Origin of the sequence: Citrobacter freundii complex sp. CFNIH4, assembly GCF_002934505.1 — a bacterium.
In the GTDB taxonomy this organism is placed as follows: domain Bacteria; phylum Pseudomonadota; class Gammaproteobacteria; order Enterobacterales; family Enterobacteriaceae; genus Citrobacter; species Citrobacter freundii.
In genome coordinates, this window is sequence record NZ_CP026231.1 from 1031738 (window position 1) to 1049942 (window position 18205).

Here is an 18205-nt window from a genome sequence, read left to right on the forward strand (position 1 = left end):
GTAGTAGCTAAAATAGTTCTCACTGTCTCATAAATAGGACAATTAGATGACGAAGCCAGATCTCAATGATTTTGCATGGTTTGTGCATGTTGTAGAGGAAGGAGGATTCGCGGCGGCGGGTCGGGCGCTTGATGAACCGAAATCAAAACTAAGCCGACGGATAGCGCAACTGGAAGAGAGGCTGGGAGTTCGACTGATTCAGCGAACCACCCGCCAGTTTAACGTGACGGAAGTGGGGCAAACCTTTTACGAACACTGTAAGGCGATGCTGGTTGAAGCGCAGGCGGCGCAGGATGCCATTGCCGCGTTACAGGTTGAACCGCGTGGCGTGGTGAAGTTGACGTGCCCGGTCACGTTACTGCATGTGCATATCGGGCCGATGCTTGCTCGTTTTATGGCGCGTTATCCTGACGTATCAGTGCAACTGGAGGCGACAAATCGTCGTGTTGACGTCGTTGGAGAAGGTCTGGACGTGGCGATTCGCGTCAGGCCCAGACCATTTGAGGATAGCGATCTGGTGATGCGTGTGCTGGCGGACAGGGGGCATCGTTTGTATGCCAGCCCGCAGTTAATCGAGCAAATGGGGGCGCTACACTCTCCGGCGGAGCTGACTCGCTGGCCTGGTTTGAGTCTCGCCTCGGGCAAACATGTACATCGTTGGGAGTTATTTGGCCCGCAGGGCGCGCGGGCAGAGGTGCATTTCACGCCGCGAATGATTACCACCGATATGCTGGCGCTACGTGAAGCCGCAGTTGCCGGTGTGGGGGTAGTGCAGCTTCCGCAACTGATGGTAAAAGATCAATTAGCCGCGGGTGAACTGGTGGCGTTGCTCGACGGTTGGGAACCGAAGCGAGAAATTATTCACGCAGTCTTTCCATCACGCAGGGGATTATTGCCGTCAGTGCGCGCTTTAGTAGATTTCTTAACGGAAGAATATGCGCGGATGATTGAGGATTAAATACATATCCTCAGCCCACAAAAAAGGCCGGTTAAACCGACCTTTTATTATCTGGACGCCATTCGGGCGTTAAAAACAATCAGCGACTACGGAAGACAATGCGGCCTTTGCTCAGGTCGTACGGGGTCAGCTCAACAGTCACTTTGTCGCCCGTCAGGATGCGGATATAGTTTTTGCGCATTTTACCGGAGATGTGTGCAGTAACCACGTGACCGTTTTCTAACTCTACGCGGAACATGGTATTAGGTAACGTATCGAGAACGGTACCCTGCATTTCAATATTGTCTTCTTTGGCCATCTAATCCTCTGGGGTATCACTACCGTAATTTGAACCGGCAAGATAATGCCGAAGTTCTTTTAATAAGTAAAGATTTGTGCGTTTAAAACACAGCAAATCGGGTTTGGCGCATTACTCTAACCACACACGGCAAAGCCGCACTTAAAGCGCAACGTGTAAGGGAACGAGGAGATAAACGATAGGCGTTGCCTGACGCGAACTGTTCCTTAACGGCGGCGGGGTAATGGGCTAAACCAACTCTGCGCGACAATTATAACACCCCGACAAAAAATGTGCCGAAAACATTCACCCCTGAGGCGAAAATAACGTCCTGGGAACCCAGAAATGGCTCGGTAGCCGCTGCTGGCGCAGTCTGCTCAGGTGTTCAAGGTACTCCCGACGAGGGGTTTCGACGGCGCCCAGCGAAGCTGTGTGGCTATTTAATACCTGGCAGTCGATTAATTTTCCGCCCTGACGGATAAATTCAGCGCAAAAAACAAGCAGTGCGGTTTTGGACGCATTTTCCTGACGGCTGAACATTGATTCGCCACAAAATAGTGTACCTTGCGCCACGCCATACATACCGCCCACTAATTCATTTTTTCGCCACACTTCAATGGAGTGCGCATGGCCCAGTTCGTGCAGGCGATGGTAGGCGTCCACTACATCATGCGTTATCCAGGTGCCTTCTTCCCGGTCGTTCGCGCAGCCTTCAATCACCTGACCGAACGCGTAATTGAGCGTCACGCGATAAGGCGAGTTTTTATGAAAGCGTTTCATGCTGCGGCTGAGATGAAATTTCTCGGGCCAAAGAATGGCGCGTGGATCGGGCGACCACCAAAGGATGGGGTCGCCAGGCGAAAACCACGGGAAAATTCCGCGCTGATAGGCCATTAACAGTCGGGCTGGGCTGAGATCGCCGCCAAGCGCCAACAAACCGTTAGGCTCGCGTAAAGCGCCTTCCGGTGAAGGGAAGGCTATAGAATGGCGGGACAATTGCACCAGGCGCATGACTGCGAAACTCCACTACGCGAGTTTGATCGTTCAATAATAGCTTACAGACGTTGCTTAAACTGGTAATAACGTCCCTGCCGGGCTAACAAATCTGCGTGATTACCTTGCTCAATAATGTGTCCGTTGTCCATCACTATTATTTGATCAAAACGTGACAAGCCACGCAGACGATGTGTCACCATCAATACGGTTTTATCACGCATGGCATCGCCAATTAATTCAAGCATTTGGCTTTCTGTTGTTGCATCAAGCCCTTCGGTCGGTTCGTCCAGCAGCATCAGTGGGGCATCGTGCAATAAGGCACGAGCGATAGCCAGACGACGAAGTTCGCCACCAGAAAGCTGTCGACCCCCTTCGCCTAACCAGGCGTTGAGTCCATCACCCTCAAGCAGTTTGTCCAGACCGACGCGGCACAGCATCGCGGATAATGTGTCATCACTGGCGTGCGGTGCCGCCAGTAGAAGATTGTCGCGAAGCGTCGCGCTGAACAGGTGCACGCGCTGTGGCACGACGCTGATGCTCTGGCGCAGCGTGGTTTCACTGAGGGCTGAAATCGGCTGCTCATTAATCAGAATTTCGCCGTGCTGCGGATCCCATGCGCGGGTGAGCAATTGCAGTAACGTTGACTTACCGCATCCGGTGCGACCGAGAATCGCAATATGCTCACCGGGCTGGGCCTGCAGGGAAAGGGTGTCGAGCGCTTTTTGTGCTTGTCCCGGATAACTGAATGATACATCGCGTAGTGTGAGAGTGACCTGCTCAGAAACCGGGGAACCGGCATCCGGGAAGGTGACTTCTGGCTGCTGTTCAGTCAGTTCGGTGATGCGCAGCGCAGAGGCAATAACCTGTCCGAGATGCTGAAACGCGCCGGTGACGGGTGCTAATGCTTCAAATGCGGCCAGCGCACAGAAGACAAACAGCGCGATCAGCGCACCAGGCTGGGTATTGCCACCTACGCCACCTGAGGCCATCCATAACATCACAACCACTGCCAGTGCGCCGACTAACAGCATGACCGCCTGTGATAGCGCCGTTAATTCAGACTGACGTCGTTGAGCTTCATGCCACTGCAACTCGGTGGCTTCCATTTGGGCGCGGTAACGTTCACTGGCACCAAAGATGGTCAGTTCAGCCTGGCCCTGCAGCCAGGATGTTAACTGCTGACGATACTGCCCACGTAAATGCGTCAAGCTTTGCCCGGTGCTTTTACCTGCCTGATAAAAGAGTGGGGGCAAGATAAATAAGGTCAGCAGCATAATACCGCCAAGAGTAATAGCTAGCGTGAAATCGAGAACGCTTAGCCCCAGCGTGACCACCATGATGACGACAAAAGCGCCTACAAGCGGGGAGAGCACGCGTAAATAGAGATGATCGAGCGTGTCGACATCCGCCACCACGCGATTAAGCAATTCACCTTGTCCATAACGGGACAGGCCTGCAGGAGAGAGCGGCAGCAGTTTGCTGAAGGTATATATACGCAAATGTTGCAGCACGCGGAACGTCGCGTCGTGGCTGACCAGTCGCTCGAAATAGCGGCCCGCGGTGCGGGTGATTGCCGCACCGCGTACCCCGGCGGCAGGGAGCATATAGTTAAAACTGTAAATCCCGGTGACACCCACCACAGCAGAAGCCGACAGGAACCAACCGGAAAGCGTCAGCAAACCAATACTTGCCAACAGTGTGACGATCGCCAGAACGATCCCCAGGGTTAACATCCATTTGTGACGTTTATACAGCGTCAGATAAGGTAGCAAAGCGCGCATTTAGATGTCCTCCTGACGATGAGCCAGTAATGTCGCAAACGCCCCGTTGGCTGCGCTAAGTTCGGCATAAGTGCCTTGTTCAACGATCTGTCCGTCCTGCATCACCCAGATAGCATCCCAGTCGGCAAGGTCTTCAAGTTGGTGTGTCACCATCAGCGTAGTCTGGCGGCGTGACGCTGCGTTCAACGCTTGCATCACGCGTTGTTCGCTGTGTGCATCCAGGCTGGCGGCGGGTTCATCAAGCAGCAGCAACTGACACGGGTTGAGTAAGGCGCGAGCCACGGCAACGCGCTGCGCTTGTCCGACAGAAAGTCGAGCCGCCTGATCGCCTACTGGTGTATCTACACCCTGCGGCAGTAGCGGTAAAAACTCACTGACCCAGGCGCTGTCGAGTGCGGCCCGCAGCTGTTCTTCGCTGGCATCGGGGCGAGCGAGCAGCACGTTATCGCGTAACGTGGCGGCAGGGAGCTGCGGATTTTGTCCAACCCAGGACAGCTGTTTGCGCCAGCAATCAGGCGACAGGTCGCGTAGTTCAAAGCCGTTAATTCGCAGCGATCCCTGATAAGAGAGAAATCCGGACAGGACATTGAGCAACGAACTTTTGCCGGAGCCGCTGCGGCCAACCAGCACCGCGCGTTGGCCCGCTGGCAGGGTAAAGTTGAGCGGGCCTGCAAGCACTTTACCTTCCGGCGAGGTGATGACCAGATCTCGTGCTTCAATTGAAACAGCTTCTTTTGTTGTCAGCTCAATGTCGCCACGCTCAGGATGTGCAAGCGGGGTTTCCATGAAGGTTTTCAGACTGTCTGCTGCACCAACGGCTTGTGCTTTGGCGTGATAAAACGTGCCCAGATCGCGCAGGGGCTGGAAAAATTCCGGCGCCAGAATGAGCGCGAGGAAGCCGGCAGCTAATGTGACACCTGTGCCGTAGTGTCCAAAATCGAGTTCGCCAAGGTAGGAAAAGCCGAAGTAAACCGCGACCAGTGCGATGGACAGGGAGGTAAAGAACTCAAGGACACCGGATGACAGGAAAGCCAGGCGCAGGACTTCCATAGTGCGCTGGCGGAAATCCTGTGACGCAGCGCGGATGCTTTCCGTTTCGGCTTCACCGCGACCAAAGATTCTTAGCGTCTCCATGCCACGCAGGCGGTCGAGGAAATGGCCGCTGAGGCGAGCAAGAGCCTGAAAATTGCGGCGGTTAGCGTCGGCAGCACCCATACCAACCATCGCCATAAACAACGGGATCAGCGGGGCAGTTCCAAGCAGAATAAGGGCGGCCACCCAGTTTGACGGGAATACCGCCGCCACGATCAATAAGGGGACGCATACGGCCAACGCCATTTGCGGCAGATAACGTGCATAGTAATCATGCATATCGTCAATCTGCTCCAGGATCAACGTGGCCCAACTCCCGGCCGGTTTGCCTTGTATCCAGGCCGGACCTGCCTGTTGCAGACGGTCAAGCACCTGGCGGCGAATTTCAAAGCGAATATGCTGCCCTGCGTGAAACCCGACCCGTTCGCGTAACCAGACGACCCATGCCCGCAGGATGAAAATCAATACCAGCACGATGAAAGGAAGCAGAAGCGCCTCTCGGGGAATATTGGCCATGATCATATGGTCCAGAATTCGGGCCATGAGCCAGGCCTGAGCGACAATTAACAGGCCGCTCACGAACCCCAACAGGCGCGAAATGTTCAGCCATCGTTGGGAAATTACACTTTGCTGTTTTAACCAGCGGGTCAGCTCTTTTTGACGGGTTTTATTCATTGCACGCTTAGCAGGTGAGTTATTGGAATTTTTGGGCAGGGCAATGTTACAACGAGGCAAAAATAAAGGCGACTTATAGTCGCCTTTTTTACTTTTGTTACTGATTTGTAAAACTTATTTGCAAGCGTCCGCCAGACCGTCGAGATAACGTTCTGCATCAAGCGCGGCCATACAGCCCGTGCCCGCAGAGGTAATCGCCTGGCGATAAATATGGTCCATCACGTCACCGGCTGCGAAGACACCCGGAATGCTGGTTTGAGTGGCATTGCCGTGAATACCGGACTGAACTTTGATGTAGCCGTTTTCCAGTTCAAGCTGACCGTCGAAAATAGCGGTATTCGGGCTGTGACCGATAGCGACAAATAACCCGGCAACGTCCAGTGATTCCACGTTGTCAGTGTTTTGCGTATCGCGCAGACGCAGTCCGGTTACGCCCATTTGATCGCCGGTCACTTCTTCCAGCGTGCGGTGGGTGTGAAGCACGATGTTGCCGTTTTCAACTTTATCCATCAAACGTTTGATGAGAATTTTCTCCGCGCGGAAGCTGTCGCGACGGTGAATCAAATGCACTTCAGATGCGATATTCGCCAGATATAGCGCTTCTTCAACAGCGGTGTTGCCGCCGCCGATCACCGCAATTTTTTGGTTACGGTAGAAGAAACCGTCGCAGGTCGCGCAGGCGGAAACGCCACGGCCTTTGAATGCTTCTTCTGAAGGCAGACCCAGGTAACGTGCTGAAGCGCCGGTGGCGATGATCAGTGCGTCACAGGTGTATTCACCGCTGTCGCCGGTCAGACGGAAAGGACGGTTTTGCAGATCAACTTTGCTGATGTGATCAAAAATGATTTCAGTGTCAAATTTGGACGCATGTTCGTGCATACGCTCCATCAGCAGCGGGCCAGTAAGATCGTGCGGATCGCCAGGCCAGTTTTCCACTTCTGTTGTTGTGGTCAACTGACCACCTTTTTCCATACCGGTAATCAGTACCGGTTGCAGGTTCGCGCGTGCAGCGTAGACCGCAGCGGTATATCCCGCAGGGCCAGAGCCCAGAATAAGAAGTTTACTGTGTTTGGTTGCGCCCATGAGATCCCCATAGTTGTTGGCAGGCAATGAGCAGGATTGTAGGGAATTTACAGACGTAAAAAAAGAGTATGGCGATTTTGTTAACAATATGTGTAATAGCAGAAACCGATGAACGGGGTGATCAGCCGTAATACTATAACGATTTCTACTTAAAATCGGTCAGTTATAAGGTGATAAAATGACGATTTTCCATCACTGCGAATGAATAACTGGCATGTTGTACTAAAAATCGATGTTTTGCTTTGACAATCCCCTGCTGTTTTGCGAAAACATTCAAGGAAGAAAAAAACTGTGTCATGTATGTGCTGCATAATCATGCATGTAGATACCATGTTTACCGTGTTAGCGAAATCTACGCATGGTGTGGACAGATGCCATTCGTGATGTCGATAGCCGCCGACAGGCAACGGTCTTCTCACCATAAACCCAGACATTGCGAACCGAAAATCCCTCTGGGTTGCGGTTTATTTTGATGGGTAGCGACTCTGAACAGTGATGTTGGTAGAGTCAGGCAGGAGTAGGGAAGGAATACAGAGAGACAATAATAATGGTAGATAGTAAGAAGCGCCCTGGCAAAGATCTCGACCGTATCGATCGTAACATTCTTAATGAGCTGCAAAAGGATGGGCGTATTTCTAACGTCGAGCTTTCTAAACGTGTGGGACTTTCACCAACGCCCTGCCTTGAGCGTGTGCGTCGGTTGGAAAGGCAGGGTTTTATTCAGGGCTATACAGCGCTGTTAAACCCGCATTATCTGGATGCATCACTTCTGGTTTTTGTTGAGATTACTCTGAATCGTGGCGCCCCGGATGTGTTTGAACAATTCAACTCTGCAGTACAAAAACTTGAAGAAATTCAAGAGTGTCATTTGGTTTCCGGTGATTTCGACTATTTGCTGAAAACACGCGTACCGGATATGTCGGCATACCGTAAGCTGTTGGGGGAAACCCTGCTGCGTCTGCCTGGCGTGAATGACACACGTACTTATGTAGTCATGGAAGAAGTCAAACAGAGCAATCGTCTGGTAATTAAGACGCGCTAACACGGAACAGGTGCAAAATCGACGCAGTTTGATTACACTCCTGTTAATCCATACAGCAACAGTGCCGGGGTAACCCGGTGCTGTTGTCCGTTTTAGCATCGGGCAGGAAAAGCCTGAAACCTGGAGAGCCGTTTTTGAGCCAGGAATACACTGAAGACAAAGACGTCACATTGACGAAGTTAAGCAGCGGGCGCCGACTTCTGGAAGCGCTACTGATCCTTATTGCCCTTTTTGCCGTCTGGTTGATGGCTGCCTTACTCAGCTTTAACCCTTCGGATCCCAGTTGGTCACAAACCGCATGGCATGAACCTATCCATAATCTGGGGGGAATACCCGGAGCATGGTTGGCGGACACGCTGTTCTTTATTTTTGGCGTCATGGCCTACACCATTCCCGTCATCATTGTTGGCGGCTGTTGGTTTGCCTGGCGACACCAGGCCAGCGACGAATACGTCGATTATTTTGCCGTCTCGCTGCGCATTATTGGCGTTCTGGCGCTGATTCTCACTTCCTGCGGGCTGGCCGCAATTAACGCCGATGACATCTGGTATTTCGCCTCTGGCGGCGTGATCGGCAGTCTGCTCAGCACTACGCTACAACCTTTACTGCACAGCAGCGGCGGCACGCTGACGTTGTTGTGCATTTGGGCGGCGGGATTAACGCTGTTCACCGGTTGGTCATGGGTGAGCATTGCGGAAAAACTGGGCGGCTGGTTACTCAATATCCTGACGTTTGCCAGCAACCGTACCCGCCGCGACGATACCTGGGTCGATGACGAAGAATATGAAGATGAAGAAGAGTCTGTCGATGCCGCTGATGGCAAACCCCATGAATCGCGTCGGGCTCGTATTCTGCGCGGTGCGTTAGCGCGCCGTAAGCGTTTGGCAGAGAAATTTACCAACCCGCTTGGTCGTCACACCGATGCGGCGCTGTTCTCCGGCAAACGCATGGATGATGAAGACGAAATTGAATACAGCGCCCGTGGCGTGGTTGCCGATCCTAACGATGTGCTGTTTTCCGGCAATCGCGCGACGCTGCCTGAATATGACGAGCTTGACCCACTGCTTAACGGCCACTCGGTGACCGAGCCTGTGGCTGCAGCAGCTGCAGCTACAACGGCCGCTCAGGCCTGGAGCGCGCCGGTAGATCCGTTGCTGCAAACCTCGACCGTGACCAACACTGTTATGGAGCAACCGGCCCCAGCCGTAGCCTGGCAATCCGCACCAGGCCCGCAAACCGGTGATGCCGCGATTGCACCAACGCCTGAAGGTTATCCGCAACCAGCCCAGTACGCGCAACCTCCGGTGCAGCAGCCGTATGAGCCATGGCAACAGCCGGTTGTGGAGGAGAGTCCGCAGCCGCAATATTACGCACCGCAGCCGGAACCTGTTTATGCGCAGCCAGTCGCACCGCAGCCGGAACCTGTTTATCAGCTAGAGCCTGTGCTGCAGCCTGTCTATCAACAGGATCCGACCTCTCAACAGAACGCCACATTCCAGCAGCCTGCTTATCAGCCGGAGCCTGCGCCGCAACCTGTTTATCAGCAGGAATCAATCCCTCAACAGAGCACTACGTTTCAGCAGCCAGTGGTTGAACAACCGCTTGTGGTGGAACCTGAGCCCGTGGTTGAAGAAGTTAAACCGACTCGTCCGCCGCTCTATTACTTTGAAGAAGTCGAAGAGAAACGTGCGCGTGAGCGTGAGCAACTGGCCGCATGGTATCAGCCGATTCCAGAACCTGCTCAGGAGCCTGAGCGTATTAAACCGTCTACGCCATCTATGCCGACGACTCCATCCATACCGCCCGTTGAGTCTGTTGCTGCTGTTGCACCGCTGGCTGCCGGTGTAAAAAGCGCCGCTTTAGGGGCGGGTGCAGCGGCAGCTGCACCTGTCTTTAGCCTTGCGGGCAGCGGTGCGCCGCGTCCGCAGGTGAAAGAGGGGATTGGCCCGCAGTTACCGCGCCCAAATCGTGTGCGCGTGCCTACTCGCCGGGAATTGGCGTCGTATGGCATCAAACTGCCGTCACAGCGTATGGCTGAAGAGAAAGCGCGCGAAGAGCAGCTTGATACAGATGCGTACAATGACGATGAAATGGATGCAATGCAGCAGGACGAGCTGGCACGCCAGTTCGCTCAGTCGCAGCAGCATCGTTATGGCGAAGAGTATCAGGACGATACCCACCAGACTGATGACGAAGATTCAGCCGCAGAAGCGGAACTGGCTCGCCAGTTTGCTTCTTCTCAGCAGCAGCGTTATTCCGGTGAACAGCCTGCCGGAGCGAATCCGTTCTCGCTCGATGACTTTGAATTTTCGCCAATGAAAACGCTGGTAGATGAGGGGCCGCATGAGCCACTGTTTACGCCTGGCGTGATGCCGGAGCCTGCGCCGCAGTACCAGGAACCTGTTGCACCGCAGCAGCATTATCAGCAACCGGCGCAGCCTGTTGCACCACAGCAGCATTATCAGCAACCGGCGCAGCCTGTTGCACCACAGCAGCATTATCAGCAGCCGGCGCAGCCTGTTGCACCACAGCAGCATTATCAGCAGCCGGCGCAGCCTGTTGCACCGCAGCAGCATTATCAGCAGCCAGCGCAGCCTGTTACACCGCCGCCGCAGGATAGTCTGATCCATCCGCTGCTGATGCGTAATGGCGACAGCCGTCCGGCGCACCGTCCAAGCACGCCGCTGCCATCGTTAGATCTGCTTACACCGCCGCCGAGCGAGGTTGAGCCGATAGATACGTTCGCGCTGGAGCAAATGGCACGTCTGGTGGAAGCGCGTCTGGCGGATTTCCGCATTAAAGCCGATGTGGTGAACTACTCTCCAGGCCCGGTGATTACCCGCTTTGAGCTTAATCTGGCTCCTGGGGTTAAAGCGGCGCGTATTTCCAACCTGTCGCGCGATCTGGCGCGTTCATTGTCGACCGCAGCGGTACGTGTGGTCGAGGTTATTCCAGGCAAACCGTATGTCGGACTGGAGTTACCGAATAAAAAACGTCAAACCGTTTATCTGCGTGAAGTGCTGGATAACGCTAAATTCCGTGATAATTCATCTCCGCTGACTGTGGTGCTGGGTAAAGATATTGCGGGCGAACCGGTGGTGGCCGATCTGGCAAAAATGCCGCACCTGCTGGTAGCAGGGACAACCGGATCCGGTAAGTCTGTTGGGGTGAACGCCATGATCCTCAGCATGCTGTACAAGGCGCAGCCGGAAGACGTTCGCTTTATCATGATTGACCCGAAAATGCTGGAACTGTCGGTTTATGAAGGCATTCCGCATCTGCTGACCGAAGTCGTGACCGACATGAAAGATGCTGCTAACGCCTTGCGCTGGAGCGTCAATGAAATGGAACGTCGCTACAAGCTGATGTCGGCGCTTGGCGTGCGTAACCTTGCCGGTTATAACGAGAAAATCGCTGAAGCCGCCCGCATGGGGCGTCCGATTCCGGACCCGTACTGGAAACCGGGTGACAGTATGGATGTTCAGCATCCGGTGCTGGAAAAACTACCGTATATTGTTGTGCTGGTGGATGAATTCGCCGACCTGATGATGACGGTTGGCAAAAAGGTGGAAGAACTGATTGCTCGTCTGGCGCAAAAAGCGCGTGCGGCAGGGATCCACCTGGTGCTGGCAACCCAGCGACCGTCGGTTGACGTTATCACCGGTCTGATTAAAGCGAACATTCCAACGCGTATCGCCTTTACCGTGTCCAGTAAAATTGACTCGCGTACCATCCTTGACCAGGGCGGAGCGGAATCGCTGTTAGGTATGGGTGACATGCTCTATTCCGCACCGAACTCGACGATCCCTGTGCGTGTTCACGGCGCCTTTGTCCGCGATGAAGAAGTTCACGCAGTGGTTCAGGACTGGAAAGCGCGCGGTCGTCCGCAATACGTCGACGGCATTACTTCTGACAGCGAAAGCGAAGGCGGCGGTGGCGGCTTTGATGGTGGCGAAGAGTTGGATCCGCTGTTCGATCAGGCGGTAAACTTTGTGACCCAGAAACGCAAAGCCTCAATCTCCGGCGTCCAGCGTCAGTTCCGCATCGGCTACAACCGAGCGGCGCGCATCATCGAGCAGATGGAAGCGCAGGGTATTGTCAGCGAACAAGGGCATAATGGTAATCGTGAAGTGCTGGCTCCGCCGCCCTTTGAATGATTGCAAAGTTAAGTAATTCAGTATTTTCTACTTTCCTCATGCTGATTTTTGGCCTGAAATGGATAGCAGAGGGATCTCCCCGTTGGGAGTGACGTATTTTGAGGAATAACGATGAAAAGAATCGCAATCACCTGTGCATTACTGTCGAGCTTTGTGGTGAGCAGCGTCTGGGCTGACGCTGCCAGCGACCTGAAAAGCCGTCTGGATAAAGTCAGTAGCTTCCATGCCAGCTTTACTCAGAAGGTCACGGACGGCAGCGGCGCAGCGGTGCAGGAAGGTCAGGGTGATTTATGGGTTAAACGTCCTAATCTGTTTAACTGGCATATGACCCAGCCTGATGAGAGCATCCTGGTTTCCGATGGGAAAACGCTGTGGTTCTTTAACCCGTTTGTTGAACAGGCGACCGCGACCTGGCTGAAAGACGCCACGGGCAATACGCCGTTCATGCTGATCGCGCGTAACCAGGCCAGTGACTGGCAGCAGTACAACATTAAGCAAAACGGCGATGATTTCGTGCTGACGCCAAAAACCAGCAGCGGTAACCTGAAGCAGTTTACGATCAATGTTGGGCGTGACGGGACGATCCATCAGTTTAGCGCCGTTGAGCAAGACGATCAGCGCAGCAGCTATCAGCTGAAATCTCAGCAGAATGGTGCGATTGAACCTTCCAAATTCACCTTTACCCCGCCGCAAGGTGTAACGGTTGACGATCAACGTAAGTAGAGGCGTGTGAGTGAGCAATCTGTCGCTCGACTTTTCTGATAATACCTTTCAGCCACTGGCCGCGCGTATGCGGCCAGAAAATCTAGCGCAGTATATCGGCCAGCAGCATTTGTTGGCTGCGGGTAAACCCTTGCCGCGCGCTATCGAGGCCGGGCACCTGCACTCCATGATTTTATGGGGGCCACCGGGGACGGGGAAAACCACCCTTGCCGAAGTCATTGCCCGTTACGCTAACGCCGATGTCGAACGCATTTCGGCGGTTACGTCTGGTGTAAAAGAGATTCGTGAAGCGATTGAGCGTGCGCGTCAGAACCGTAACGCTGGTCGGCGTACGATCCTGTTTGTCGACGAAGTTCACCGTTTTAATAAAAGCCAGCAGGATGCGTTTTTACCGCATATTGAAGACGGTACCATCACGTTTATTGGCGCCACCACTGAAAATCCCTCGTTTGAACTGAACTCGGCGCTGCTGTCACGCGCACGCGTTTACTTACTGAAATCGTTAACCACCGACGATATTGAACAGGTGCTGGACCAGGCGATGTCAGATAAAGCACGGGGTTACGGCGGCCAGGATATCGTACTGCCGCCAGAGACGCGTCGGGCTATTGCCGAACTGGTTAATGGTGACGCGCGCCGGGCGCTGAATACGCTGGAAATGATGGCCGATATGGCCGAAGTTGATGATTCTGGCAAGCGTGTATTGAAACCAGAATTGCTCACTGAAATTGCCGGTGAGCGCAGCGCACGCTTCGATAATAAAGGCGATCGTTTTTACGATCTCATCTCCGCATTACATAAATCGGTTCGCGGCAGTGCACCGGATGCCGCGCTTTATTGGTATGCGCGCATCATTAGTGCAGGCGGTGACCCGCTGTATGTTGCTCGTCGCTGCCTGGCAATTGCCTCTGAAGATGTGGGCAATGCTGATCCTCGTGCCATGCAGGTGGCAATTTCCGCATGGGACTGCTTTACCCGCGTGGGACCAGCGGAAGGCGAACGTGCGATTGCTCAGGCGATTGTTTATCTGGCCTGCGCGCCGAAAAGTAATGCAGTTTACACCGCCTTCAAAGCCGCGCTGGCTGATGCACGTGAACGTCCGGATTACGACGTGCCGGTTCACCTGCGCAATGCGCCGACGAAGCTGATGAAGGAGATGGGCTACGGTCAGGAATATCGTTACGCCCATGATGAGCCAAATGCCTATGCCGCCGGAGAAGAGTACTTCCCGCAGGAAATGGCACAAACGCGCTATTATCACCCCACAAACAGAGGTCTTGAAGGCAAGATTGGCGAAAAGCTCGCCTGGCTCGCCGGACAGGATCAAAATAGCCCTATAAAACGCTACCGTTAGTGTTATCGTTGCGGTAATGTTGTCTCTGTATCCCTGTGACCGCAGGCTGTGGTCACTTTCTCCTATTTTAATTCGATAAGCACAGGATAAGCATGCTCGATCCCAATCTGCTGCGTAATGAGCCAGACGCAGTCGCAGAAAAACTGGCAAGCCGGGGCTTTAAGCTGGATGTAGATAAGCTGCGCGCTCTTGAAGAGCGTCGTAAAGTTCTGCAGGTACAAACTGAAAACCTGCAGGCAGAGCGTAACTCTCGATCGAAATCCATCGGCCAGGCAAAAGCGCGCGGGGAAGATATCGAGTCTTTACGTCTGGAAGTGAACAAACTGGGCGAAGAGCTGGATGCCGCGAAAGCTGAACTTGATACCTTACAGGCCGAGATCCGCGATATTGCGCTGACCATTCCTAACCTTCCAGCGGACGAAGTTCCGGTGGGTAAAGATGAAAATGACAACGTCGAAGTCAGCCGCTGGGGTACACCACGTGAGTTTGATTTCGAAGTGCGCGATCACGTTACTCTGGGTGAAATGCACACGGGTCTTGATTTCGCCGCAGCGGTTAAGCTGACTGGCTCTCGTTTCGTTGTTATGAAAGGCCAGATCGCGCGCATGCACCGTGCGCTGTCTCAGTTCATGCTGGATCTGCATACCGAACAGCATGGTTACAGCGAAAACTACGTTCCGTATCTGGTTAACCATGACACGCTGTACGGAACAGGCCAACTGCCGAAATTTGCTGGCGATCTGTTCCACACCCGTCCGCTGGATGAAGAAGCTGACAGCAGCAACTATGCGCTGATCCCAACGGCAGAAGTGCCGCTGACCAATCTGGTACGTGACGAAATCATCGACGAAGATGCGCTGCCGATCAAAATGACTGCGCATACGCCGTGCTTCCGTTCTGAAGCAGGTTCTTACGGTCGTGATACCCGTGGTCTGATCCGTATGCACCAGTTCGATAAAGTTGAGATGGTGCAGATCGTTCGCCCGGAAGACTCTATGGACGCGCTGGAAGAGATGACCGGTCATGCTGAGAAGGTCCTGCAACTGTTGGGTCTGCCGTATCGCAAGATCATCCTGTGCACTGGCGACATGGGCTTCGGCGCATGCAAAACCTACGATCTGGAAGTGTGGATCCCGGCGCAGAACACCTATCGTGAAATCTCCTCTTGCTCCAACGTGTGGGATTTCCAGGCTCGTCGTATGCAGGCGCGTTGCCGCAGTAAATCCGACAAAAAGACCCGTTTAGTACATACGCTGAATGGTTCTGGTCTGGCGGTAGGACGTACGCTGGTTGCGGTAATGGAAAACTATCAGCAGGCTGATGGCCGCATTCAGGTTCCGGAAGTGTTGCGCCCGTACATGAATGGCCTGGAATTCATCGGCTAAGCTACCTTTCCCTGCTAAAAAAGCGCCTCCGGGCGCTTTTTTTATGCCTGTTTGACGCTGGACAATAACATCTACCTCCATAGGAGTAATACTGCCTTCAAATGAAAGTCAGTATTTATCTCTGTCTTTTCGCAAATTCAGTATCTACCAGTCTTTATATCGATAGTAACGTTATATAAAAATCTATACAACGGATATTTGCCTTTTGTTTATTGTGAGCAGCAGAGTGAGCCACTATGAAAACTAAGATCCCCGATGCCATGCTGGCAGCTGAGGTTAGTCGCCGAGGTTTGGTGAAAACGACGGCGATAGGCGGACTGGCGGTGGCCAGTAGCGCGTTTACCCTGCCATTTACCCGTATTGCAAATGCTGCAGAAGCCCTTAATCCAACACAGGCCAGTGAGAAAGTCATCTGGAGCGCGTGTACGGTGAACTGTGGTAGCCGCTGTCCTCTGCGTATGCACGTGGTAGATGGTGAAATAAAGTATGTTGAAACCGACAACACCGGTGATGACAACTATGACGGCCTGCACCAGGTACGTGCCTGTCTGCGTGGGCGCTCTATGCGCCGTCGCGTCTATAATCCCGATCGTCTGAAATACCCGATGAAACGCGTCGGCAAACGTGGCGAAGGTAAATTTGAGCGTATCAGCTGGGATGAAGCCTACGACATCATTGCCAGCAATATGCAGCGTCTTATCAAAGACTACGGCAACGAGTCTATCTACCTGAACTACGGCACAGGTACGCTGGGCGGCACCCTGACACGCTCCTGGCCACCGGGCAAAACGCTGGTAGCACGTCTGATGAACTGCTGTGGTGGCTACCTGAATCACTACGGTGACTACTCTTCAGCGCAAATCGCTGCCGGGTTGAACTACACCTACGGCGGCTGGGCAGACGGTAACAGCCCGTCAGACATTGAAAACAGCAAGCTGGTGGTTCTGTTCGGGAATAACCCAGGTGAAACCCGTATGAGCGGGGGTGGGGTAACCTATTACCTTGAACAGGCGCGACAGAAATCCAATGCCCGCATGATCATTATCGATCCTCGCTACACGGATACTGGCGCGGGTCGTGAAGATGAGTGGATCCCCATCCGTCCGGGTACGGATGCCGCACTGGTAAATGGGCTGGCGTATGTTCTGATCACCGAAAACATGGTTGATCAACCGTTCCTTGACAAATATTGCGTAGGTTACGACGAGAAAACCTTACCGGCAGATGCACCGAAAAACGGTCACTATAAGGCGTATATTCTTGGGCAGGGCAAAGACGGTATTGCCAAGACCCCGGAATGGGCTGCGCAAATTACCGGGATTCCTGCTGAACGAATCGTCAAACTGGCACGTGAAATCGGTAGCGCTAAACCGGCATACATCAGCCAGGGGTGGGGACCGCAGCGTCATGCTAATGGTGAAATAGCGACCCGCGCCATTTCTATGCTGGCTATTCTGACCGGTAACGTTGGGATTAACGGCGGCAACAGTGGGGCGCGTGAGGGCTCATACAGTTTGCCGTTTGAACGTATGCCTACGCTGGAAAACCCTGTAGAAACCAGTATCTCGATGTTTATGTGGACGGACGCCATTGAACGAGGTCCGGAGATGACGGCGCTGCGTGATGGTGTTCGTGGTAAAGATAAGCTCGATGTTCCGATTAAGATGATCTGGAACTATGCGGGTAACTGCCTGATTAACCAGCACTCCGACATCAACCGCACACACGAAATCCTACAGGATGATAAGAAGTGCGAGATGATCGTTGTCATCGACTGCCATATGACCTCCTCGGCGAAATACGCGGATATTTTGCTGCCGGACTGTACTGCTTCGGAGCAGATGGACTTCGCACTGGATGCCTCCTGCGGGAATATGTCGTATGTGATTTTCACCGATCAGGCGATCAAACCACGCTTCGAATGCAAGACTATCTACCAGATGACCAGCGAGCTTGCGAAACGCCTTGGCGTTGAGCAGCAGTTTACAGAAGGTCGCACTCAGGAAGAGTGGATGCGTCATCTGTACGAGCAGTCGCGCAAAGCGATTCCTGAACTGCCAACGTTTGAAGAATTCCGCAAGCAGGGGATCTTTAAACAGCGCGACCCACAAGGGCATCACGTGGCGTACAAGGCGTTCCGTGAGGATCCTGACGCCAATCCGCTGACTACTCCGTCAGGTAAGATCGAAATTTATTCGCAGCAACTTGCCGAGATCGCGGCGACCTGGGAACTGCCGGAAGGTGATGTGATTGATCCACTGCCGATTTATACCCCAGGATTTGAAAGCCTGAACGATCCGCTGGTGGAGAAATTCCCTCTGCAACTGACCGGTTTCCATTACAAGTCTCGTGTCCACTCGACCTATGGCAACGTGGATGTTCTGAAAGCATCCTGCCGTCAGGAAATGTGGATCAACCCGATGGATGCGCAGAGACGCGGCATTAACAACGGCGACAAGGTGCGCATCTTTAACGATCGTGGTGAAGTGCACATCGAGGCGAAAGTAACGCCGCGTATGATGCCTGGCGTGGTGGCACTAGGCGAAGGGGCGTGGTATGACCCGGACGCAAAACGCGTGGACCAGGGCGGTTGTATTAACGTCCTGACGACCCAGCGTCCGTCTCCTCTCGCGAAGGGGAACCCATCACACACGAACCTTGTTCAGGTTGAAAAGGTGTAAG

The 18205-nt window shown here is 53.6% G+C and carries 12 protein-coding genes; 7 read left to right on the top strand and 5 right to left on the bottom strand.

Translation table 11 applies throughout. The features are described from left to right. Positions 1-46 precede the first annotated feature (46 nt). The gene (locus C2U41_RS05235; RefSeq protein WP_003847025.1) at positions 47-958 is read left to right on the top strand and encodes a LysR family transcriptional regulator; all 912 of its coding nucleotides are present in this window, start codon (positions 47-49) and stop codon (positions 956-958) included. Between the two features lie 79 nt (positions 959-1037). Here the strand turns inward: C2U41_RS05235 and infA are convergent, their stop codons facing one another. The 5 genes from infA to trxB all read right to left on the bottom strand — a co-directional run bounded on the left by infA (position 1038) and on the right by trxB (position 6862). Further along, on the bottom strand, positions 1038-1256 hold the full coding sequence (gene infA / locus C2U41_RS05240; protein ID WP_002211347.1) for a translation initiation factor IF-1: 219 nt from the start codon (positions 1254-1256) through the stop codon (positions 1038-1040). A 285-nt stretch (positions 1257-1541) separates the two neighbouring features. Then, positions 1542-2246 carry a leucyl/phenylalanyl-tRNA--protein transferase gene (gene aat / locus C2U41_RS05250; RefSeq protein WP_003035721.1) on the bottom strand — a complete coding sequence of 235 codons (705 nt, stop codon included), beginning with the start codon at positions 2244-2246 and terminating at the stop codon, positions 1542-1544. A 44-nt stretch (positions 2247-2290) separates the two neighbouring features. Continuing rightward, entirely contained in the window at positions 2291-4012 is a 1722-nt protein-coding gene (cydC, locus tag C2U41_RS05255; protein WP_071697296.1) for a heme ABC transporter ATP-binding protein/permease CydC, read from the bottom strand. Continuing rightward, on the bottom strand, positions 4013-5779 hold the full coding sequence (gene cydD, locus C2U41_RS05260) for a heme ABC transporter permease/ATP-binding protein CydD (protein WP_103848616.1): 1767 nt from the start codon (positions 5777-5779) through the stop codon (positions 4013-4015). It lies immediately after the preceding gene. Between the two features lie 114 nt (positions 5780-5893). Further along, complete coding sequence (trxB, locus tag C2U41_RS05265) at positions 5894-6862, bottom strand: thioredoxin-disulfide reductase (RefSeq protein ID WP_103848617.1); 969 nt, start codon at positions 6860-6862, stop codon at positions 5894-5896. Positions 6863-7409: 547 nt separating this feature from the next. Between trxB and lrp the strand changes: the two genes are divergently transcribed. The 6 genes from lrp to dmsA all read left to right on the top strand — a co-directional run bounded on the left by lrp (position 7410) and on the right by dmsA (position 18204). Beyond that, the gene (lrp, locus tag C2U41_RS05275) at positions 7410-7904 is read left to right on the top strand and encodes a leucine-responsive transcriptional regulator Lrp (protein ID WP_002439523.1); all 495 of its coding nucleotides are present in this window, start codon (positions 7410-7412) and stop codon (positions 7902-7904) included. Between the two features lie 134 nt (positions 7905-8038). Beyond that, positions 8039-12061, top strand: a complete 4023-nt coding sequence (gene ftsK / locus C2U41_RS05280; RefSeq protein ID WP_103848618.1) for a DNA translocase FtsK — start codon at positions 8039-8041, stop codon at positions 12059-12061. Between the two features lie 111 nt (positions 12062-12172). Continuing rightward, positions 12173-12784: an outer membrane lipoprotein chaperone LolA gene (gene lolA / locus C2U41_RS05285; protein ID WP_003831898.1), complete on the top strand. Its 612-nt coding sequence runs from the start codon at positions 12173-12175 to the stop codon at positions 12782-12784. A 10-nt stretch (positions 12785-12794) separates the two neighbouring features. After that, complete coding sequence (gene rarA / locus C2U41_RS05290; RefSeq protein WP_003836910.1) at positions 12795-14138, top strand: replication-associated recombination protein RarA; 1344 nt, start codon at positions 12795-12797, stop codon at positions 14136-14138. Positions 14139-14230: 92 nt separating this feature from the next. After that, on the top strand, positions 14231-15523 hold the full coding sequence (gene serS, locus C2U41_RS05295) for a serine--tRNA ligase (protein ID WP_003836908.1): 1293 nt from the start codon (positions 14231-14233) through the stop codon (positions 15521-15523). 236 nt (positions 15524-15759) lie between these two features. After that, positions 15760-18204, top strand: a complete 2445-nt coding sequence (gene dmsA / locus C2U41_RS05300) for a dimethylsulfoxide reductase subunit A (RefSeq protein WP_032948932.1) — start codon at positions 15760-15762, stop codon at positions 18202-18204. Position 18205 lies beyond the last annotated feature (1 nt).